Annotated in this window: 21 protein-coding genes; 6 read left to right on the plus strand and 15 right to left on the minus strand. The window is 47.2% G+C overall.

Annotation, left to right across the window (positions count from 1 at the left end):
* Positions 1 to 35 precede the first annotated feature (35 nt).
* From KNO75_RS04570 to KNO75_RS04585, 4 genes are all read right to left on the minus strand, one after another.
* Complete coding sequence (locus KNO75_RS04570) at positions 36 to 1,601, minus strand: BCCT family transporter (protein ID WP_214820071.1); 1,566 nt, start codon at positions 1,599 to 1,601, stop codon at positions 36 to 38.
* 124 nt (positions 1,602 to 1,725) lie between these two features.
* Positions 1,726 to 2,217 (minus strand): DUF3939 domain-containing protein, encoded by a 492-nt coding sequence (locus KNO75_RS04575; RefSeq protein ID WP_214820073.1) that lies wholly within the window; start codon positions 2,215 to 2,217, stop codon positions 1,726 to 1,728.
* 116 nt (positions 2,218 to 2,333) lie between these two features.
* Positions 2,334 to 5,048, minus strand: coding sequence for an aconitate hydratase AcnA (gene acnA, locus KNO75_RS04580; protein ID WP_214820075.1), 2,715 nt, complete (start codon positions 5,046 to 5,048; stop codon positions 2,334 to 2,336).
* A 195-nt stretch (positions 5,049 to 5,243) separates the two neighbouring features.
* The gene (locus KNO75_RS04585) at positions 5,244 to 6,842 is read right to left on the minus strand and encodes a peptide chain release factor 3 (protein WP_074033192.1); all 1,599 of its coding nucleotides are present in this window, start codon (positions 6,840 to 6,842) and stop codon (positions 5,244 to 5,246) included.
* A 178-nt stretch (positions 6,843 to 7,020) separates the two neighbouring features.
* Between KNO75_RS04585 and KNO75_RS04590 the strand changes: the two genes are divergently transcribed.
* From KNO75_RS04590 to KNO75_RS04600, 3 genes are all read left to right on the plus strand, one after another.
* Positions 7,021 to 7,452 carry a DUF2621 domain-containing protein gene (locus tag KNO75_RS04590; RefSeq protein WP_074033193.1) on the plus strand — a complete coding sequence of 144 codons (432 nt, stop codon included), beginning with the start codon at positions 7,021 to 7,023 and terminating at the stop codon, positions 7,450 to 7,452.
* A gap of 256 nt (positions 7,453 to 7,708) precedes the next feature.
* Positions 7,709 to 8,038 (plus strand): DUF485 domain-containing protein, encoded by a 330-nt coding sequence (locus KNO75_RS04595; protein ID WP_214820076.1) that lies wholly within the window; start codon positions 7,709 to 7,711, stop codon positions 8,036 to 8,038.
* A complete protein-coding gene (locus KNO75_RS04600; protein ID WP_214820078.1) occupies positions 8,035 to 9,594 on the plus strand; it encodes a solute symporter family protein in 1,560 nt (519 codons plus the stop codon). The genes KNO75_RS04595 and KNO75_RS04600 overlap by 4 nt, the downstream gene beginning before the upstream one ends.
* A 33-nt stretch (positions 9,595 to 9,627) precedes the next feature.
* Here KNO75_RS04600 and KNO75_RS04605 read toward each other — a convergent pair whose 3' ends face one another.
* Positions 9,628 to 10,080 carry a CcdC family protein gene (locus KNO75_RS04605; protein WP_074033875.1) on the minus strand — a complete coding sequence of 151 codons (453 nt, stop codon included), beginning with the start codon at positions 10,078 to 10,080 and terminating at the stop codon, positions 9,628 to 9,630.
* 19 nt (positions 10,081 to 10,099) lie between these two features.
* Positions 10,100 to 10,798 (minus strand): cytochrome c biogenesis CcdA family protein, encoded by a 699-nt coding sequence (locus KNO75_RS04610; protein ID WP_214820081.1) that lies wholly within the window; start codon positions 10,796 to 10,798, stop codon positions 10,100 to 10,102.
* A gap of 188 nt (positions 10,799 to 10,986) precedes the next feature.
* Between KNO75_RS04610 and KNO75_RS04615 the strand changes: the two genes are divergently transcribed.
* On the plus strand, positions 10,987 to 11,169 hold the full coding sequence (locus KNO75_RS04615; RefSeq protein WP_074033196.1) for an aspartyl-phosphate phosphatase Spo0E family protein: 183 nt from the start codon (positions 10,987 to 10,989) through the stop codon (positions 11,167 to 11,169).
* 76 nt (positions 11,170 to 11,245) lie between these two features.
* Here KNO75_RS04615 and KNO75_RS04620 read toward each other — a convergent pair whose 3' ends face one another.
* The 7 genes from KNO75_RS04620 to KNO75_RS04650 all read right to left on the minus strand — a co-directional run bounded on the left by KNO75_RS04620 (position 11,246) and on the right by KNO75_RS04650 (position 18,677).
* The gene (locus tag KNO75_RS04620; RefSeq protein ID WP_214820083.1) at positions 11,246 to 13,009 is read right to left on the minus strand and encodes an ABC transporter ATP-binding protein; all 1,764 of its coding nucleotides are present in this window, start codon (positions 13,007 to 13,009) and stop codon (positions 11,246 to 11,248) included.
* Positions 12,999 to 14,753, minus strand: coding sequence for an ABC transporter transmembrane domain-containing protein (locus KNO75_RS04625; protein ID WP_214821671.1), 1,755 nt, complete (start codon positions 14,751 to 14,753; stop codon positions 12,999 to 13,001). The genes KNO75_RS04620 and KNO75_RS04625 overlap by 11 nt, the downstream gene beginning before the upstream one ends.
* 127 nt (positions 14,754 to 14,880) lie before the next feature.
* Complete coding sequence (locus KNO75_RS04630) at positions 14,881 to 15,114, minus strand: YneF family protein (protein ID WP_012726454.1); 234 nt, start codon at positions 15,112 to 15,114, stop codon at positions 14,881 to 14,883.
* 125 nt (positions 15,115 to 15,239) lie between these two features.
* A complete protein-coding gene (gene tkt, locus KNO75_RS04635; RefSeq protein ID WP_214820085.1) occupies positions 15,240 to 17,231 on the minus strand; it encodes a transketolase in 1,992 nt (663 codons plus the stop codon).
* Positions 17,232 to 17,430: 199 nt separating this feature from the next.
* Positions 17,431 to 17,664, minus strand: a complete 234-nt coding sequence (locus KNO75_RS04640) for a DUF896 domain-containing protein (protein WP_074033199.1) — start codon at positions 17,662 to 17,664, stop codon at positions 17,431 to 17,433.
* Positions 17,665 to 17,724: 60 nt separating this feature from the next.
* On the minus strand, positions 17,725 to 18,369 hold the full coding sequence (locus KNO75_RS04645; protein WP_214821673.1) for a YneB family resolvase-like protein: 645 nt from the start codon (positions 18,367 to 18,369) through the stop codon (positions 17,725 to 17,727).
* Positions 18,370 to 18,440: 71 nt separating this feature from the next.
* Positions 18,441 to 18,677 (minus strand): hypothetical protein, encoded by a 237-nt coding sequence (locus KNO75_RS04650; RefSeq protein WP_214761519.1) that lies wholly within the window; start codon positions 18,675 to 18,677, stop codon positions 18,441 to 18,443.
* A gap of 204 nt (positions 18,678 to 18,881) precedes the next feature.
* Between KNO75_RS04650 and lexA the strand changes: the two genes are divergently transcribed.
* Entirely contained in the window at positions 18,882 to 19,502 is a 621-nt protein-coding gene (gene lexA / locus KNO75_RS04655; protein WP_214820087.1) for a transcriptional repressor LexA, read from the plus strand.
* Positions 19,502 to 19,942, plus strand: coding sequence for a metal-binding protein (locus KNO75_RS04660; protein WP_214820090.1), 441 nt, complete (start codon positions 19,502 to 19,504; stop codon positions 19,940 to 19,942). Before lexA ends, KNO75_RS04660 begins: the two co-directional genes overlap by 1 nt.
* Positions 19,943 to 20,074: 132 nt before the next feature.
* Here the strand turns inward: KNO75_RS04660 and glnA are convergent, their stop codons facing one another.
* Positions 20,075 to 21,415: a type I glutamate--ammonia ligase gene (glnA, locus tag KNO75_RS04665; RefSeq protein WP_214692727.1), complete on the minus strand. Its 1,341-nt coding sequence runs from the start codon at positions 21,413 to 21,415 to the stop codon at positions 20,075 to 20,077.
* 47 nt (positions 21,416 to 21,462) lie between these two features.
* The gene (locus KNO75_RS04670) at positions 21,463 to 21,867 is read right to left on the minus strand and encodes a MerR family transcriptional regulator (RefSeq protein ID WP_214692728.1); all 405 of its coding nucleotides are present in this window, start codon (positions 21,865 to 21,867) and stop codon (positions 21,463 to 21,465) included.
* Between the last annotated feature and the right edge of the window lie 85 nt (positions 21,868 to 21,952).

Below are 21,952 nucleotides of genomic sequence, written 5' to 3' on the forward strand. Positions count from 1 at the left end.
ACCGAAAAAAGGGTCTCATACGAGACCCCTCTAAATTATCCTAATTTATCTTCATCTTTCTTCTGTGCTTCGAGCCACTTATCTCGCTCGTCAGGTTCATCGGCCAAGTCTTTGAACAAGGCGACAATCATAAAGACGAGAACGAAGATGAATGGGAAGGCTGCGAGAATCGCAACAGCTTGCAGGGCATCCAATCCACCAGCGTAAAGAAGCACGGCAGCGATAGATGACTGGATCACACCCCATGTCATTTTAATACCCATCGGCGGGACAAGCTTCCCGTTTGAAGTGAGCATACCGAGTACATATGTCGCTGAGTCGGCAGATGTGATAAAGAATGTCGAGATTAGGAAAATCGCGACAATACTGAGTACTGTCCCAAAACCACCAAACGTATCGAATAACGCGAACAGCCCGACTTCTGTACCGATTTCGTTCACTTGTCCAATCAAGTCGTATCCACCGAACAAGTCAGCCCAGATAGCTGAGCCACCGAAGACGGAGAACCATAAGAGTCCGAACGATGTTGGGACGAGTAAAATCCCGATAATAAATTCACGAATCGTGCGGCCTTTAGATACGCGTGCGATGAACGTTCCGACGAATGGTGACCACGAGATCCACCATGCCCAATAGAAGATTGTCCAGCCATTGATCCACTCACGTTCAACCGGCTCGAATGCGGCCGTACGGAAACTCATACCAGGAAGTTGTTGCAAGTACGTCCCTACCGTTTGTGTGAACAAGTCGAAGATGAACGCAGTCGGTCCAGCGAACATTGTCGCGACAAGTAAGACGATTGCCAAGAAAATGTTCGTGTTACTTAAAATGCGAATCCCTTTATCAAGACCCGTTGAAGCACTGATCATGTAAAGTACCGTTACGACAGCAATGATGATCAACTGTGTCACGAAGGCGTTCGGTACCCCAGGGATGAGATAATGAAGGCCACCGGCAATCTGTTGAGCACCAAAACCGAGTGAAGTCGCTACCCCGAATGCCGTCGCAATGACCGCAAGAATATCGACCGTTTGTTTCACAGGTTGTTCGTAGCGGTTATGGACAAGCGAACCGATTGTCTCCCCAATCGTAGCAGGGCGCCCTTTTCTAAACGTTGAGTATGCGATTGCGAGTGCGATCATGGCATAAATAGCCCAAGGGTGGAAGCCCCAGTGGAAGAAGGCATAACGCATCGCAGTACGCGCGTCTCCTTCAGGTGTCAAAGCAGAGAACGGTGGTGAATGGAAATGAAGCAGCGGTTCTGCCGCTCCCCAGAAGATGAGTCCAATCCCCATTCCGGCACTGAATAACATCGCGAACCATGACAGGTAACTGAATTCAGGTCGGTCCGTATCTTTCCCAAGACGAATCGATCCATAGCGAGAAAAGATTAAAAAGATGGCGACGAGTAAGAATCCGGTCGCACTTAACAGATAGAACCAGCCCATCCCGTTTGAGAGCCAGCCTTGTAACGTACTCGTTACGTTCAATAGACTAGCATTTCCTAAGATGCTTTCGGGAAATAATCCCCAGATTGTGAATAAGCCAGTTATGATTGCAGAAATGACGAACACAGGCGTCACACGGCTTTTCCGTTCCATAAAATCACTCCTATTTAATTTTCTATTTTCATATACGTTTTCCACCCTAACATACTTTTTAAACAAGTCTCAACCCCAACTGTCCATAAATGTGTCATTTACTGAAAAATAGATAGGTGTCTTGTCAAGAAGTTGTTTCCTTCGGTTCAAGCGAGACAATCAACGTCTCATCCACCACGTAGTAAGGTCTTTTGGGCAGTGTCTTTAAGTAACCTCCCTCTCGAAGACGTGTCAAATCTAGTTGTAGTGCATTCTCAAATTTTCGCAGTGGCAATTTTTTCTCTTGGTCCATATACAAGTCTAGGGCACGCTGTACTTGGTCCATCTCATAGATGACATCACGCTCTTCTTCCGGAACGATATGAAACGTCTCTTTCGACATATAGAAACGCTGTTTTGGGATCCCAGATAAATGATGCTTCAATCGTTTTGTGTCAATCTCTTGTGTGTCATCTAGTAGGACGGTACGATTTACGCCTTTTGGCAACGTCTGTTCATACTCGTGAATCGCATGGCGCAATTCAGGTAACGTGATATCGATTTCTCGATCAGGCTCCACCTCTTTTTGCTGTGTCAAACGCTTCCACCAACTCTTACTCTTCTCTTCCCGCTCCATAAGCACACCCCTCCCTGTCTTCCTGTTCCCGATTCTTTTAAAACTTTCACCATAAATTCGCATATTCATGAAAAAAAACCTTCCTTTTTTCAAAGGAAGGTTTAATAAGCAGTGGCTTACTTAAGTTTGTTACGGAGAACCATTTGCAAGATTCCACCGTGACGGTAGTAATCAATTTCAACTTCAGAGTCGAAACGTGCGATGACTTTGAATTCTGTCACCGTTCCGTTTTCATGTGTCGCTTTTGCGTTCAAGATATCGCGTGGACGTACAGACTCATCGACTTGGATATCGATTGCTTCCTCACCAGTCAATCCGAGTGATTCTGCTGATTCACCATCTAAGAATTGAAGTGGTAGTACACCCATCATAACAAGGTTTGAACGGTGAATCCGCTCGAAACTTTGTGCGATGACTGCACGGATGCCAAGAAGGTTTGTCCCTTTCGCAGCCCAGTCACGAGACGACCCCATTCCGTAGTCGTTTCCAGCAAGGACGACAAGTCCAGTACCTTGTTCTTTATACTTCATCGCAGCATCGTACATCGGCATGATCTCACCTGTTGGCCAGTAAGTCGTGAATCCACCTTCTGTACCTGGTGCGACTTGGTTACGGATGCGAATGTTTGCGAACGTACCACGCATCATGACTTCATGGTTACCACGGCGTGAACCGTAAGAGTTGAAGTCAATCGGCTCTACCCCTTTAGAAAGGAGGTATTGACCAGCTGGTGTCGTCTTCGAGAATGATCCCGCTGGCGAGATGTGGTCAGTCGTGACCGAATCCGCGAACTTCCCGATGACGCGTAAGCCATTCAATGCATGAACTTCGCCCGCTTCTGGTTCGAGTTGTTCGAAGAACGGTGGGTTTTGGATGTATGTCGACTCATCTGAGAAGTCATACAAGTTACCTTCTGGAACGTCTAGCGCGTTCCAACGCTCGTTACCAGTGAAGACCGTTTCGTATTCTTTACGGAACGCTTCTGGTGACACGACGTCTTGTACGACCATCTTGATTTCATCGTTTGATGGCCAGATGTCTTTGAAGTACACTTCATTTCCATCTTTGTCCGTACCGAACGAATCATTCATGATGTCGAAGTTGACTGATCCTGCGAGTGCGTAAGCGACGACAAGTGGTGGTGACGCCAAGAAGTTCGCTTTCACAAGTGGGTGAACGCGTCCTTCAAAGTTACGGTTCCCAGAAAGGACAGAAGATACGAGCAAGTCGTTCTCCGTGATTGTTTCTTCGACTTCACGGTCAAGTGGACCCGAGTTTCCGATACATGTCGTACAGCCGTAACCGACTGTGTTGAAGCCGAGTTCATCCAAGTAAGAAGTCAAGCCAGCTTTGTCAAGATAGTCAGTTACGACTTTCGAACCTGGTGCGAGTGATGTCTTCACGTATTTCGGAACAGTCAAGCCGCGTTCTACCGCTTTCTTCGCAACGAGTCCGGCACCGACCATAACGTAAGGGTTTGATGTGTTCGTACAGCTTGTGATGGCAGCAATCGCGACATCTCCTGTGCTCATATCGACGGCGCCATCTTCATAGTTGACCTTCGCCTTCTTCTCGAGTTCAGAACGGTCAAGTCCAAAGCCACTGTTCCCTGCAGGAGCGCTCAAGCTATCGATGAACGATGTTTGAACGTCTGAGAGGTTGATTCGGTCTTGTGGACGTTTTGGACCTGCTAGTGAAGGTTCAACTTTTGACAAGTCGAGCGTCAACACTTTCGTGAATGTTGGATCAGCTTGGTCTGGCGTGTAGAAGAGATCGTTCGCTTTTGAGTATTCTTCAACGAGTGAGATCAACTCTTCAGAGCGGCCAGTTGTACGCATGTAGTTCAATGTTTCCGTATCGACTGGGAAGAATCCACATGTCGCGCCATATTCTGGCGCCATGTTTGCGATTGTTGCACGGTCAGAAAGCGGCATCGTGTGAAGCGACGGTCCGAAGAATTCAACGAATTTCCCGACTACTTTTTCATGACGGAGCATCTCTGTTACGACGAGTGCCACGTCTGTCGCTGTCACACCAGGGTTAACTTCACCGATGATTTTGACACCGACGACTTCTGGCACTGGGAAGTACGATGGTTGACCGAGCATACTTGCTTCTGCCTCGATTCCTCCAACGCCCCAACCAAGAACACCGAGTCCGTTGATCATCGTTGTGTGCGAATCCGTTCCGACGAGTGAATCTGGATAAGCCACAGTACCTGATGCATCGTTTTTCTCGAGGACGACAGATGCCAAGTACTCTAAGTTTACTTGGTGAACAATCCCCGTTGCAGGTGGTACGGCACGATAGTTGTCAAACGCCGTCTGAGCCCAACGTAAGAACTTATAACGCTCTTCGTTACGTTCGAATTCAATGTCCATGTTTTTCATCAATGCGCCAGCGAAACCGTACGCATCTACTTGAACAGAGTGGTCAACGACGAGGTCGACAGGGATTTCCGGGTTGATTTTGTTAGGATCTCCACCAAGGTCCGCCATTGCTTTACGAAGTGAAGCAAGGTCTACGACCGTCGGTACACCCGTGAAGTCTTGAAGTACAACGCGTGCCGGCTTGAACGGTACGTCAATGTCTTTCGAGACGTCGGCAGTACCCCATTTTGCCAAGTTCTCGACATGTTCTTTTGTAATCGCGCGACCGTCTTGTTGACGGAGTACCGATTCGAGAAGTACGCGAATCGAATAAGGTAAACGGCTGATGTTCGTTAACCCTTCTTCTTCTAATTTTTTCAATCGATAAAAATCATACGATTGCCCATTCGCCTCGAACGATGTCCGAGATGCGAACGCGTCTAAAACATTCGTCTGTTCCATTGCAATTTCCCCCTTTTTGAAAGCGCCGACCACACGACAATGCGTAATCGCTTACTTTTCACATATTTATCATAATACAAGTATAGCGTGACGTAAAATACATTCCGTCACAAATTAGTCATAAGCAAAACTTATCAATTAGTTTAAAAAGGGATAAACGATAAAAAAACACCTCAAACCTGAGGTGTTTACAAATTATTCTTCTGTTCCAATCTCTTCGTTGACATCTAAAGCCTCAACGAGAGTTAAATCGTCCGCATGACGTTCAGCGAACCGCTCATACGTGAACTCGTTCGCGAATAGGAAGACCGGACGTTCCCAGCGGTCAGTGACGAGCATGTTCCGTGAGTCTTGGAAAGGTTTCAACGCTTTCAATTCTTTATCTTTTACCCATCGTGCAACGCTGTATGATACAGGTTCCATCCGGATGTCTACGCCATACTCATTGTTTAAACGATATTCAAACACTTCGAACTGGAGTTGGCCGACCGCACCGAGATAAATCTCATTGTATTCGTTGCGATAGACTTGAATCGCCCCTTCTTGCGCGAGTTGCTCAACGCCTTTGTGGAAGTGCTTCGACTTGAGCGAGTTGACTGGCGATACACGCATAAACAACTCAGGTGGGAAAGTCGGTAATGCTTCAAAGGCGATTTTTTGTTTGGATGTCGTGATTGTATCCCCGATTTGATACGTACCTGAATCATAAATCCCGATGACATCTCCTGCGAACGCTTGGTCAACCGTCTCACGATCATTGGCCATGAGCTGCGTAGACTGGCTCAATTTTATTTTCTTACCGGTCCGGGTGAGTGTGACGTCCATTCCACGCTCGAACACACCCGAACAGATCCGGACGAATGCGATGCGGTCACGGTGCGCCGGGTTCATGTTCGCTTGAATCTTAAAGACGAACCCACTGAAATCTTCTGATGTCGGATTGATTGGACCGACGTTCGATTTACGCGCCTCTGGAGCTGGAGACATCTCCAAATAATGATTCAAGAACGCAGTCACACCAAAGTCAACGAGCGCCGTTCCAAAGAATACGGGCGTCAATTTACCGCTTTGGATCGCTTCCACATCAATCTCATTCCCCGCTCCGTCGAGAAGATCGATTTCATCGCGAAGATTCGTCAAGTTCTCTTCAGAAAGATGGTCAGCGAGCACCGGGTCGTTTACCCCGTCCTCACTTAATTGAAGGGTCGACTTGTCTCCGCGGAACAAATGAACTTCATTTTTCATTCGATCATAAACGCCTTCGAACTGCATCCCACTGCCAATCGGCCATGTGATAGCAACTGAAGGCATGCCGAGTACTTCCTCAAGTTCTTCCATCAATTCAAGCGGATCTTTTGCCTGACGGTCCAATTTGTTCATGAACGTAAAGATCGGAATACCACGCATACGACAAACTTGGAATAGTTTCTTCGTCTGCGTCTCGATCCCTTTCGCGGCATCGATGACCATGACCGCGCTGTCGACAGATGTCAATACGCGATACGTGTCCTCACCGAAATCGTTGTGACCAGGTGTATCCATGATCGACACGACTTTGTCTTGATAGATGAATTGCATGACAGACGAGGTAACCGAGATTCCACGTTGCTTCTCAATTTCCATCCAGTCTGATTTGGCATGCTTTGAATTTTTGCGCGCTTTGACGGTACCCGCTTCACGAATCGCACCACCGTGCAAAAGTAATTTCTCTGTTAATGTCGTTTTACCCGCATCCGGGTGAGAGATGATTCCGAATATTCGACGTCTCTCGACTTCTTGTTTCAATTGGCTCATATACGATAGACCTTTCCTTTCTCGACTCACTTCATGCTTATTCTCGTAGCAACGCTATCTATTCTAACGAAATCGATTGAGTTCGTCTATCCTAACGAGACGTACGCCTTTTGCAAATGGATTCTTTTTTGTATACTAACGATGACAGTAAGTGAATGTATAGAACGGGGGAAAGACGATGCCAGAAAACTTGATGATGTATTTCATTGTATTCTGGGGATTCGTCATGATCGGACTCATGACGATTGGCGGGTACTTCATGTTTCGTAAGTTTTTAAAACGAATGCCGAAAGAAGACGGGCGTTCCCTTTTAGACATTGAGGATGATTATATAGAGAGAACGCGTCACTTATGGACGCCGGAAACGCGGACCCTGTTAGATCGACTCGTTTCACCGGTTCCTGAACTATTTCGAGACGTCGCCATCCGAAAAATCGCAGGTAAAATCGGTCAGTTTGCCCTCGAATCTCGTGCAAAGAAGATGACGACCGAACTCGTTGTAAAAGGATATATTGCCGCAACGCCGAAGCGAGACCACAAATTCCTTAAAAAAGCGCTAGCCGAAGAACAAATCGACTGGACACCTTACGAACACTATTTTCAGCAGTAAACTCTTTCCATTCAGGTTAGAGTTTTTTTATTTTGTCGAATTGTGCATTTTGCCTATTGGGTCGAAAGTACCTTTTCTTCCATTTTTCATTATGTAGACATAACGTTCAATATTTAGACAATATTGAAAACGCTTACAACAAATTGGTATGACCAATATTGCAATAGTATTAGTGAATTCGACATGAAAAAAAGGCATGACTCCTCTCATTTTCACACCGCATAATGGATTTATCTTACAGCTTAGGAGGGATTTTATGCATGACGTGACGCAAGTTACCCAAACGACCAGTAGTCATTCCGCTCAGTCAATCACAGAACACGAGACGTTCCATCAACTGATGCGTGAAAAAAATCGTTTTATCGTTCCCGCTATCATCTTCTCACTTATTTTCTATTTCACGCTCCCTGTTTTGACAAGTTACACAACAATCTTGAATACAAAAATTGTTGGTGACATCACTTGGGCTTGGGCGTTCGCCTTCTCCCAGTTTATTATGACGTGGACACTGTGCGTGCTCTATAGTCGTCGTGCCCAGCGCTTTGATGCACTCGTGAGACAACTGAAGGAAGAGGTGAAATCATGAACTGGACAGCAATTGCCCTCTTTACCGCCATTGTCGGTCTCACCCTTGTCATTACATATTTCGCCGCTAGAAAAACGAAAACCGCTAGTGATTTCTACACGGCGGATGGTGGATTGACTGGTTTCCAAAACGGTCTCGCGATTGCGGGGGACTATATGTCCGCGGCTTCCTTCTTAGGGATTGCAGGCATGATCGCACTCGCTGGATTTGATGGCTTTTTCTATTCCATCGGCTTCCTCGTTGCCTATCTCGTTGTCCTCTATCTCGTCGCGGAGCCACTCCGCAATCTTGGGAAGTATACGATGGCCGACATGATTGCCGCTCGCTTCAATAAGCCACGCGTGCGTGGTGTCGCTGCAATGAATGCCATCGTCATCTCTATTTTTTATATGATTGCCCAGCTCGTCGGTGCCGGCGCATTAATTGAACTATTGCTCGGCATCCCGTATACGACAAGTGTCGTTGTCGTCGGGATATTGATGACAGTCTATGTCGTATTCGGTGGCATGACGGCGACTTCATGGGTACAGATCACAAAAGCCGTCTTATTGATGATTGGAACAGCCATCATCTCATTTCTCGTCTTTGCACGATTCGACTTCTCGATCATGACGATGTTCAATGAAGTGAGCAAAGCGACACCGCTCGGTAGTGATTTCTTGAATCCAGGCAACAAGTTCAAGCTCCCGCTCGATACAATTTCATTAAATATGGCACTCGTACTCGGTACGGCTGGTCTTCCACACATCTTGATTCGCTTCTTTACCGTCAAAGATGCACCGACGGCAAGACAATCGGTCGTATATGCGACGTGGATCATTGGGGCGTTCTACATTTTGACAATCTTCTTAGGTTTCGGGGCAGCAGCTTTTGTCGGACGAGACGCCATTCTCGCCGCGAACCCTGCAGGTAACATGGCGGCTCCTCTCCTTGCGCAAGTACTCGGTGGCGACCTCTTATTCGCATTTGTGGCAGCCATCGCATTTGCGACTATTCTAGCAGTCGTCGCCGGGCTCGTCTTGTCAGCCGCTTCTGCTTTCGCGCACGACTTCTATGGTCACATTATCCGGAAAGGGGAAGCGACAGAGAAAGAACAAGTAAAAGCCGCTCGGATTGCTTCTGTAGCCGTCGCCCTCGTCTCGATGGGGCTTGCGTTCTTCGCTCAATCGATGAACGTGGCGTTTCTCGTGTCTCTCGCCTTTGCTGTTGCGGCAAGTGCGAACTTACCAGTCATTCTCTTCACGATTTTCTGGAGACGCTTTAACACAGGTGGTGCAATCTGGGGAATGGTCGTCGGTTTGTTCTCTTCTTTAATCTTGGTCGTACTCAGTCCGAACCTTTGGGCACCGGACGGGTCAGCCATTTTCATTGGAGAAGCACTTTTCCCACTCTCAAACCCAGGAATCGTCTCAATCCCGCTCGGCTTCCTTGCAGCCATCATCGGTACACTCGTCACGAAATCCGACGAAGCCGCCGGAAACTACGAACGGATTCTCGTCAAAGCAAACACGGGAATCGATTCGGAGACGGAAGTGGCTGTCACAAAAGAATCGTAATCAAAAATGGAGCGGCCATGAGCCACTCCATTTTTACGTGATCGCAATTCGTTTATACTTTTGATACATCGCGATTCGCCATGGGACGATCATTCCCCAAGCAATCAAGTAGAACAATCCACCTGTCGAGAAGATATCGACTTCATGCCCAACCCAAACTTTCATTGCCGTACGAATCGCAAGTAGCGCGAACACGACGATGAAAAATGCTTTTGAGCGTGACAAGTACACTTCTCCATCCCGCTTTTCAAAATTCGATGTTTTGATGAGGAACAAACTAAAGATTAGCCCGACCGCTAACGCCTCAAGTACTTCGACCCACGATAAACGAAATGCAGGAATCAAGAACTGAATCATCCCAGTCGTCATCGCAAGTGGTGGAATTAAGATTTTTTTTGCATTCGTCGGTTTCGCTGATGCTTTCACACGAACGAAACTCGCCACGATACCCATCAATAACGCAACGAGAGTCGACCCCCATAACATTGACATCTCGGTCAACCCCTTAAAATCCGGTGAATCCGACAAGCTCGCTCATCCAAGCAGCGAACCGGTTCATCCCGTCAAAATATAATAATACGCCGAAAGCCATCATCAAATAGCCCCCGACTTTTGCAACTTTTGCACTGTTACGTGCTAAGTACTTGATCTTGCCTACAAACGCGACCATCACTAAGAACGGAATCGCGAAACCGATGACATACGCCAACATGTAACCGAGACCTTGGCTCGGGTTGGTTGCCGCAAGTGCAATCACACCTGCTAAAATCGGACCCGTACACGGCGTCCATCCCGCAGCAAAACCAATTCCGATTAATACGGTTCCGAAATAACCGCTTTTTCGTTCGCCAATGTTCATTTTCTTTTCGCGCATCATAAATTGCGGTTGCCATAGCCCGGCCAAAAAGACGCCGAACACGAAAATTAAAATGGCGCCGAACATCCGCAAACTATCTTTATACTGGATGAAGACGTCTGCAATTAACGAAGTCGATAATCCAAGCACAAGAAAGACAATCGAAAAGCCGAACAAGAACGAAAACGTGTGGAACCAAGCTGTACGCTGTTTCAATCCTTCATTTTTTAATTCAGATACGGAAACCCCGGTAATATACGAGAGAAACACCGGATATAACGGGAGCGTACATGGTGACAAAAACGATAAGACGCCCGCCCCAAACGCGAGCCATAATGTGACTTCCATGACGATTTCCACCTTTCACGACCATTATAGCGAAAACCTATTTAAATTGCTCGAATCTTTTCTTTCAAGGCGAAACATCATTTTGTAATTTTTGAAATGGAAATGAAACTTGTCATCTGTAAACGTAGGTGCTAAGATTTGGATATTCTAGTTCGCAAAATTCTAATTTACATGATGGGGGAACGAACGTGGCAGTCACCGCAGCAGATACACTACACCAGGCCATTGAACAGAAACGTGATGAACTGTATAAAATCGCGTCAAAGCACACTTGGACCTCACCAGAAGTCATTCTGGTCAGTCAAGAACTTGACTCTCTCATTACTCGTCATGTCCTATCAAAGCATAAAAAAGATCAGCATTCAAATTGACCTTGATGGCTCGTCACTTTCCGTGGCGAGCTTTTTTCCATGGAAAAAGGACACCCTAGTAGGTATCCCTTCCAATTCAAGACATCAGACGTTGTCCAGACTGTAATTCATACATTTTTTTGTACAGACCGTTTTGCTTCAATAACTGTTGATGATTCCCTCGCTCCACGATTTCTCCTCGATGCAGTACTAAAATCAAGTCAGCATCTTGAATCGTTGAAAGCCGGTGAGCGATGGCAATCGTTGTACGACCACGGCGCATACGGTCGAGCGCCGTCTGTACGCGTTCTTCTGTCTCGGTATCGATCGAACTCGTCGCCTCGTCGAGAATAAGTACTTTCGGATTACGGCTGACCGTTCGCGCAAATGCGAGCAATTGTCGCTCACCGCTTGAAAATGTCGCGCCACGCTCTCCGACAATATGTCCGTACCCGGCATCTAACTTCTCGATGAACGTGTGCGCCTGAACAAACTCAGCGGCTTCACGGACACGTTCTGAATCGATACTTGGATTGAATAGCTTTAAATTATCTTCAATCGTCCCAGTGAATAGAAACGGATCTTGTAGCACCAGTCCGACTTGTTGACGAAGCTCTTGCTCTTCAAATTGTTCGAGAGGCTGCCCGTCAATGGTGATACGACCCGAACCATATGGATAGAAGCGGGTCAATAAGTTGATAATCGAACTCTTCCCGCTACCTGTATGACCCACGAGCGCGACCGTCTCACCAGGTTTTGCAACGAATGAGATTTGCTTCAACACATCGACTTCCCCATCGTAGCTGAACGTCACATCCTCGAACCGCACTTCACCTTCTGTAATCCGAGCCTCGCCCGGCATTTGTTTTCCTGGTGCCGGCTCATCTGTATCCAAAATCTTAAAGACACGGTCTGCCGATACGACAGCTTGTTGGAACTCACTCAATCGCTGCATGATATCGAGAACCGGTCGGAAGATCCGTTCGATATAGCTGATGAATGCGTAGACAACCCCGACCTGTACTTGCTCACTCATCGAGAGCACCCCGTAATATCCGAGTAGACCGATGATTGAGAAAGCAAGTAAGAGCTCGATGATTGGGCGTAGCAACATACTGTCGAGCTTTAAGTTTCGATATCGTGCCTCTTGATGCGCCTCATTCGTCTCTTCAAACTGACGGATGAGCCGCTCCTCTTGACGAAACTGTTGGATGATCCCCATGCCGTTGATCGATTCATTCAACTGGGCGTTGAGCTGCGACAACAGGTCCCTCACTTGCGCAAAATATTTTGTCGAGAAACGACGATATGCCCAAATGATGAGCCAGAAGAGTGGCAATAAGACGAGTCCCATCGTCGCAAGCGGAGGTTCTAATATGTATAGGAAAATATACGTCCCAATCAATTGAACAGCCGACTGGACGAACGTACTCATCACACCGACATACAGTTCTTTGACCGCCTCGGTATCATTCGTAATCCGTGACACAAGGACGCCCGCTGGTGTTCGGTCGAAATAGGCGAGCCGCATCCCCATGACGTGACGGAAAATATCCATACGTATGTTTTGAACAATCTTCAACGCAATCTTTTGAAACGAAATCGACTGCAGATAATCAAACACGATTGCGGATACATGAAGAACCATATAGACCGCGAAGAGTGAGATGACCCAGTTCGTCGGGTAGACACCTGGCGTGACGAACTCATCGATAAACACTTTGATTAAAAACGGACCGGCCAATTTGGCACCTGTCGCAATCAACAGGAAGACGAAAGCGATACTGAGCGACTTCCCGTATCTTGTTGCATAACTGAGTAGCCGTTTAATGACCTGCCATTCTTGAACATCATGCTTCATCGTGTCCACCCCCTTCTACTATCGCCTCAAGTTGTTGACGATCATACGTCTCTCGGTACCAACCGGCTTCTTGCAGCAATTCATCATGGCGACCTCGTTGGACGATTTTGCCGTCTTCAATCACGAGAATCTCGTCTGCATGTTCGACAGCAGAGAGGCGATGCGCCACAATCACACGTGCCTGTTCAGGGTTTCCGACACGGAAGTGTTCGATGATCGACTCTTCCGTCTTCGCATCGACGGCAGATAGCGCGTCATCCAAAATCAAGACGTCCGCTTCAGTCATGAGCGCACGCGCGATGGAGATCCGTTGTTTCTGTCCTCCTGACAACGTCACACCGCGTTCCCCGACAAGCGTCGCGTATCCTTCCGGTAGCCGGATGATATCCTCATGCACTTCCGCGACTTTAGCCGCCTCGATGATTTCTTCCATGCTCGCATCGGGTCTTCCGAAAGCGATATTGTTCGCAATCGAATCGGAGAACAAAAAATGATCTTGTGGCACGACGGCAATTTTGTCCATCAATAATGATTTTTTCACTTGGCGAATATTGATGCCTCCGATTTTAATCTTTCCGTCTTTCACATCATATTCACGGGTCAACAGACGGACAATCGTCGTCTTACCCGCACCTGTCCTGCCGACAATGCCAATCGTCTTTCCGCGCTCAATCCGAAAATGGACATCACGGAGTACAACGGTTTCGTCATAGGCGAAGTGTCGCACATCGACTTCCACTTCTGAATGTGCAAGTGTCGTCGCGGCCATCCGGTCATCTTGAATCTCCGGTTTGACGGCGAGCATTCGCTCGATTCGGTCATACGATGCTCGTCCACGTTCGACAATGTTGAATAACCATCCGAACGCCAGCATCGGCCACGTCAACAACGCTAAATAGGCTGTGAAGCTGACAATTTGTCCGATCGTCAATTCACCTTGTTCAATCAAGACGGCGCCATACCCGACCGAGAGGATGTAGGACAAGCCAACAATCCCGAAGATGGTCGGATCATATAGAGCATCAATTTTGGCGACTCGTACGTTTTTTGCCATGACCTCACTCGATAAGTTCTCAAACGAATCCACGTCTCGGTCGACTTCCCCGGTCGATTTCAAGACACGAACCCCACTGACACTCTCTTGCACTTTGTCATTCAATTCTGAAAATGCTGCTTGGGCGACGCCAAAGCGGCTATGTAACATCTTCCCATACCGCGTCGTCAGAGCGACCATGATTGGCAGAGGGAGTAAAGCAACAAGTGTGAGCTTCCAACTGATCGTCGTGATCATCGTAATGATGACGAACGTTCCCAACGTCACGCTATCGACGAGTGTCAATATTCCCGCACCTGCCGTCATCGATACGGCCTGCACATCATTCGTCGCGTGGGCCATCAGGTCGCCAACACGTGACTTTTTGTAAAATCGTTGATCGAGATCGGTAAAGTGCCGATACAGTTGGCTACGTAACATTCTCCCTAGTCGAATCGAAGCGCCGAAGATGAAATAGCGCCAAAAGAAGCGGGCAACATAATTCCCGATCCCGACTGCTGCGAGACCCCCGAGTAACATCCAGAGCGTATTTGACGAGAGTGAACCACGGTTGATTTCGTCGACGATTCGACCAATGATACGCGGTGGAATCAATTCTAGCCCTGCCACGAATATGAGTAAGACGATGCCGAGTGCATACGTCTTCCATTCGAGACGCAAAAACCAGGACAATTGTTTAAATACACGAATATGAAACGCCTCCTTTGTCTTTATATGAAGATTATTCATTAATCGTAGCGAAAGTCTGTTCGATTGTCTAACAAAAAGAGGAAACAAAAAAAAAGCACTTCGGATACCGAAGTGCTCTCGTGATTGATTATGATTTCTTTTCGTTTTTCATCTGCACGTTCATGGCGCGCATCACTTGGTTAACTTTCTTCTGTGATGGCTTTTGACCCATTTGCATCATCAACGTACGAATCATATCTTCATTGATTGGCGGGTTCTGTTCAAGGTAGTTCATCATGTATTTACGCGCGATAAAGAATCCGATCGCGATACCCCCGATGAGTGCTGCCACGACAAGAAGAATCCAGAATAATGTACTCAAGGCTTTACCTCCTCTACCATATGAAACATCGTTTTTTACTATACACTAAATTGACCAACTTCGCTAGTCGTCCAGAAAAAAAGTGACGACCAAACAAATGGTCGTCACGAGATTTTCGAATTCGATTAAAGTGATTTTACTGCATTGACGACGTTGTCGACTGACATGCCGTATTCTTTCATGAGGAGGTCCCCAGGTGCAGATGCTCCGAACTTGTCGATTCCGAGTACTTTTCCACCGAATCCTACATATTTATACCAACCAAGTGTCGCACCTGCTTCAAGTGATACACGCTTCGTGATTGAAGATGGAAGGACAGACTCTTTATACTCAGCAGATTGCGCTTCAAAGAGTTCCCATGATGGCATCGATACGACTGCCGCATTCACGCCTTCAGCCGCAAGTTGCTCACGCGCTTCAACGAGAACGTGTACTTCAGAACCCGTACCGAGCAAGAGGACATCTGCATCTTTCGATTCACCTGCAACGACGTATGCTCCTTTTGCTGCCGTTTCAACCGATGTGCCTTCAAGCTCTGGTAACGCTTGACGTGTCAAGACGAGAAGTGAAGGTGTCGTTTTCGATGTTACCGCCTGTTTCCAAGCAGCGATTGTTTCTTTCCCGTCTGCCGGACGAAGAACAGAGAGGTTCGGCATCGCGCGGAAACTCATCAAATGTTCAACTGGCTCGTGTGTTGGGCCATCTTCACCAACTGCAATTGAGTCGTGCGTCAAGATGAACGTTGACGGAAGTCCCATGAGTGCAGCAAGACGAACTGCCGGGCGAAGGTAATCCGAGAAGACGAAGAATGTCGCACCGTAAGGAAGGACGCCGCCATGAAGTGCCATTCCGTTTACAGCTGCTGCCATTGCGAACTCACGAACACCAAACCAGATGTTACGTCCAGCTGGATCTTCATCGAAGTCCACTGCACCTTTAATCATCGAGTTGTTTGACCCGGCAAGGTCAGCAGATCCACCGAAGAGTGTCGGTACTGCTTTCGCGATTGCGTTTAAGACTTCGCCGCTCGTTTGACGTGTTGCTTTTTTCGAACCGATTTCGAATGTTGGCAACTCGCTGTCCCAACCTTCAGGAAGTTCGTTATTCATTGCACGCTCGAACTGTGCACCGAGTTCTGGATGTGCCGCTTTATATGCTTCTACGAGTTCGTTCCAGTCTGACTCATATTTCGCGCCAGGCTCGACAACTTTCTCGTTGAATAGGTCATATACTTCGTTTGGTACGTAGAATGGCTCGCCTTCCCATTTATAGAACTGTTTCGTCAATTCGATTTCCGCATCTCCAAGTGGAGCACCGTGTGATGCCGATTTACCTGATTTGTTCGGTGAACCGAATCCGATGACCGTTTTCACTTCGATCAATGTAGGTTTTGACGTTTCAGCTTTCGCTGCATCGATTGCTTTTGCGATCGAATCGATATCTGTTCCGTCTTCGACACGAATGACTTGCCATCCGTACGCGTTGAAACGGTCTTCTACGCTTTCAGAGAACGATTTGTGAAGATCGCCATCGAGTGAGATATCGTTTGAATCGTAAAGAACGACGAGTTTACCGAGCTTCAAGTGACCAGCGAGTGATGCCGCTTCTGCCGATACACCTTCCATCAAGTCTCCGTCTCCGCAAATCCCGAACGTGTAGTGGTCAACGACGTTGAACTCGTCGCGGTTGTAAGTCGCTTCTAAGTGCTTCTCGGCCATGGCCATCCCGACAGCCATTGCAATCCCTTGTCCAAGTGGGCCCGTCGTCGCATCTACACCAGCCGTATGACGGTATTCTGGGTGACCAGGAGTCTTCGAGTCCATTTGACGGAATGATTTAAGGTCGTCCATCGACAAATCATATCCAGACAAGTGAAGGAGCGAATACAAGAGCATCGATCCATGACCTGCCGAAAGAACGAAACGGTCACGGTTGAACCAGTTCGGGTTTTTCGGGTTGTGACGCATTTTGTCTGTCCAAAGTGTAAACGCCATAGGTGCAGCACCCATCGGCATCCCTGGGTGACCAGAGTTCGCTTTTTGGACCGCATCAATTGAGAGCGTCCGGATCGAGTTAATCGCTAATAATTCTTTAGTAGTTGTTTCCACTAATTTCATCCTCTCTGTGTTAAGAAGGTTTTCTACCCGTCATATTTTATCACACTCATTCGTGTGTCACAACTAATTAATTAGTATAACACATTTGGTGAAATCGTTTCCTTCAATTGCCTTGAAAAAACAGCAATCCGTTCGTCTGATGACAGTTCGTGTATAACAAAAATGCACATCCTATACGAAATAGGATGTGCATTCAGCATCACTCGCCACGATAGCGTTTTTGATCTTCTTTCAATTTCTCTGGTGTGACGTCGTTTCCTTCTGGATCGACGACCTTCATACCCATCATTTGCGATTTGAACGATTGACGGAACGCCTTCAAATATTCTTGGCGTAAATCTTGTTGTTCGTTCATCTCATCTTGAGACAGTCCTTCTGTCTTCGCTTTGTTGGCGAGGAAATTGATTCGCTCCAATTGTCCTGGTGCTAACATCTGACTCGCCCCCTCTCTAGTGAATTTGTTCTTATACTTTACAAAATCAGAGAGGAAGAATCAAGTTTCAGCTACTGACTGGTGCTCGAGATACCGTCGATTGACGGTCGCTTTCGACACTTCATAACCGAATCCACGGAGTGTTGCCGCAATCTCAGCAAACGTCAACCCACGCTCGCGCAGTTGGATAATCTCCTCAATCGGCACTTCGATTCGATGTCGTCCACCTTGATCATTGTTTTGAATATTACGCTGTGGATTGAATCCGTTAGCGACAGCACGGCGCATCCCGCGAGAAATTTTAGCGTTGTGAATTTTACGTTGATACTCTTCCACAACACTGACAATCTCTAATACCATTTTTTCGGCATCAGAAACGACATATTCCGACGTCGATTGCATCGTCAGCAACCGAACGTCATGCTTCATCAATGTATGCAAGATGGCAATCTTGGCATTCCCTCGTCCCAGGCGACTGTCGTCCGTGACAAGCACGGCATCCAAATCAGACATCGACACATGGTCAAGCAAATCAAGGAGCCCCTGTCGATTCACATCATATCCACTCTCTTGCTCCGTGATGATCTCTATGACTTCTGCCCCTAGTTGCGAAGCTAGATGCTGTAATTCATCGACTTGCCGACTGAGTGATGTCTCTTGGGTGGACTTGTTCGTCGATACCCGACAATAGATGACGACTCGCATCGCATCACTCCCTTTCATCGCATTCATTCCTTACGATACACAGTTCCAGAACGGTTCGCAACGATCAACAATCACTCAGCGGCATACCATTTTGTTTTTCGTTCATTATGCTCTTCTCGCTCTGCCATAATTTGCGCTTCGAGTGATTCCGCTTGGGCATAAGCGACTTCTTCTTCAATCGTACGTTCCGTAGTGACGACCGGTTCGACTACCGCCGGTTCCCCCCGCATCTCCCCTGCCAAATAAAAAGCGAACATCCCGACCAAGAGCATCCCGACTAAAATGATTCCGTTAAGTGTATCTTTCATGATTGCATTGCCTCCTGTATAAGAATATACGTTCGTTAGAACGTTTGTTCGTTTATCTGTTCTCATCATAAAACAAGAACCCGTGTTCGGTCAACACAAAAAAAACGAACGAATGTTTGTACGCTCATGTGTTCTTGTGTTACACTAGACACATAAAGAATAGGATGCGTTTGCAGGTTATTCGATTACATCGAGGTGAACATAATGAAAAAAATGTCAGCGCGACAACAACAGATTCTTGATTTCATCAAAGACGAAGTTCGGGCAAAGGGATATCCGCCTTCTGTTCGTGAAATTGGAGAAGCCGTCGGCCTTGCTTCTAGTTCGACCGTACATGGTCACTTAGATCGTTTGGAAAAACGCGGGTTGATCCGTCGAGACAAGACGAAACCTCGCGCGATTGAAATTTTGACTGAAGATATTCCTACAATGGAAGAACAAGAGTCCGTCATGTACGTACCGGTCATCGGGAAAGTCACTGCCGGGACACCGATCACCGCCATCGAGAACGTGGAAGAGCACTTCCCGCTCCCAGCACATATCGTCGGTTCAGATAATGTATACATGTTGTCTGTCTCTGGGGATTCGATGATCAACGCAGGCATTTTAGACGGAGACCGTGTGCTCGTCCGCCAGCAGAGCACGGCCGACAATGGAGAGATTGTCGTTGCTATGACGGAAGAAGGCGAAGCGACTGTGAAGCGGATTTATAAGGAAGCTTCAAAGGTCCGCCTTCAACCGGAGAACGACGAGTTAGAAGCGATGTATTTTGACAACGTCTCGATTTTAGGGAAGGTCATCGGTGTATACCGGACGATTCATTAATGGCTAGTGGCAAGACCCATACCCGAACGAATCTCGTGGCAACCGGCGCACTTGCGGTTGCCACGCCTTTTATTGAAATCGATATTCCGTTCGCATTGATCATCGGTGCGATTATCGGTACACTCTGGCTCTCCCCAGACCTTGACTTAAAATCAGACGCCTATTACCGATGGGGTCCACTTAAATTCATATGGCTCCCTTACGTAAAGCTCATGCCGCACCGTTCGCTCTTTTCGCATTTACCTGTTTTGAGTGACCTAATTCGGATTGCGTACATCGGCTTTCCACTCATTCTACTTTTGCCTTTCACGGCATATGAAACAGAAATTCGGTCGTGGGTGGACGTTCACGGCATGTCGTTCTTTTTAGGTCTCGTATTTGCAACGACGCTACACACGATGCTCGACTATACATCAACATTTTTTAAGAAAGCATTCTGAACAATTAAAAGGACCACCTGCCGATTTTTTCGCGGAGGTGGTTTTTTTTACTTAAATGGCATAGTAAATGAAAGAGCACGGAACAATCTTCAGATGAAGGTCATTCCGTGCTCTTTTTGCATATTTCTTCTATTAGTAGAGCGTCATGTACTGATCGCGTTCCCACTCCGTGACTTGCATACGGAACATATCCCACTCGATTTCTTTCAATTCGAGGAAGTGTTCGCCGATGTGCTCACCGAGTGATTCCATCACGACTTTGTCCGCACGAAGGACTTCGAGTGCGTCGAAGAGCGTTGCTGGGAGATCGTCGATTCCGTTCGCAACACGCTCTGGCTTGTCCATCACGTAAATGTTGCTGTCGATTGGTTTTGGTGCATTCAAATCTTTTTCGATTCCGTCAAGACCTGAAGCCAAGAGAGCAGCAAGTGCGAGGTACGGGTTCGCTGCTGGGTCAACCGAGCGTACTTCGATACGAGTTGAGAGACCACGTGCTGCTGGTACACGTACGAGTGGCGAACGGTTGCGTGCGCTCCATGCAACGTAGCAAGGTGCTTCGTAACCAGGTACAAGACGCTTGTAAGAGTTCACAGTCGGGTTACATACTGCTGTGAACGCACGAGCGTGCTCCAAGATACCAGCTGTGAACGCGCGAGCTGTGTCTGAAAGTTCCATGTCGCCATTCGGATCGTAGAAGACGTTTGTGTCACCTTTGAAGAGTGACATGTTCGCGTGCATTCCTGAACCGTTTACTCCAAAGAGTGGTTTTGGCATGAATGTCGCGTGAAGACCATACTTCGCAGCAATCGTCTTAACAACGAGCTTGAACGTTTGGATGTTATCTGCCGTTGTGACAGCATCTGCATACTTGAAGTCGATTTCGTGTTGTCCTGGTGCAACTTCGTGGTGTGATGCTTCGATTTCAAAGCCCATGTTTTCAAGTTCGATGACGATTTCTTTACGGCAGTTTTCACCGAGGTCAACTGGCGCCAAGTCGAAATATCCACCTTGGTCGTTAAGTTCAAGTGTCGGACGACCTGATGCGTCTTTCTTGAACAAGAAGAATTCTGGCTCTGGTCCAACGTTGAACGCTGAGAAGCCAAGTTTTTGCATTTTCTCAAGGTTACGCTTGAGTGTACCGCGCGGGTCACCACTGAATGGTGTACCGTCTGGGTTATAAATATCACAAATTAAGCGAGCGACTTTTCCGCTGCCATCTGTCCACGGGAAGACAACCCATGTGTTGAGGTCTGGATATAAGTACATGTCTGATTCCTCGATGCGGACGAATCCTTCGATTGATGATCCGTCAAACATCATCTTGTTATCAAGTGCTTTGTCCAATTGGCTGATCGGCACCTCGACGTTTTTGATTGTTCCGAGGATATCCGTGAATTGAAGACGAATAAAGCGTACGTCTTCCTCTTGTGCGATGCGTTTAATGTCTTCTTTTGTGAACGTTTTTCTGGCCATGGTAAAATGTCCCCTCTCACATTGTGTAATGGTTGATGTGTGCGGCGTTATCGATAAAAACGTGAAAGCTCGCCTTGAATGAGCGACGTCTTATTGAAACGACCGGCTTCTTGAAGCTGTGTTTTCAACAAATGATGTAACTCTTTTTCCGAAACCTTTGGTGCTTCATTGACCGGTGCGGCCGGAGCAGACGCTTCTGCTTCTTTTTCACCTTCTTGCTCTAACATGTGACGAATTGCCGCCAGATTAAAGCCTTGATCAATGTAATCCTTGATTGCGAGTAGACGTTCGACATCATTAAAGGAATAAAGCCGTCGTTTCGATTCCGTCCGACTAGGCGAAATCAGACCCTGTTCTTCATAATACCGAATCTGCCTACCAGTCAGTTGCGTCAGATCTTGGACGATTCCAATCGGAAACAACGGGTTGGAGCGACGAAATTGATCAGCCATCCTTACCCCTCCTTTTCTGTCTCACAATGTGAGAATAATACATGACAACAATCCTGTCAATAGATGTTAAGAAAGTTAACATGAC

Source organism: Exiguobacterium sp. s35, from assembly GCF_018617535.1.
Classification (GTDB): Bacteria; Bacillota; Bacilli; order Exiguobacteriales; family Exiguobacteriaceae; genus Exiguobacterium; species Exiguobacterium aestuarii.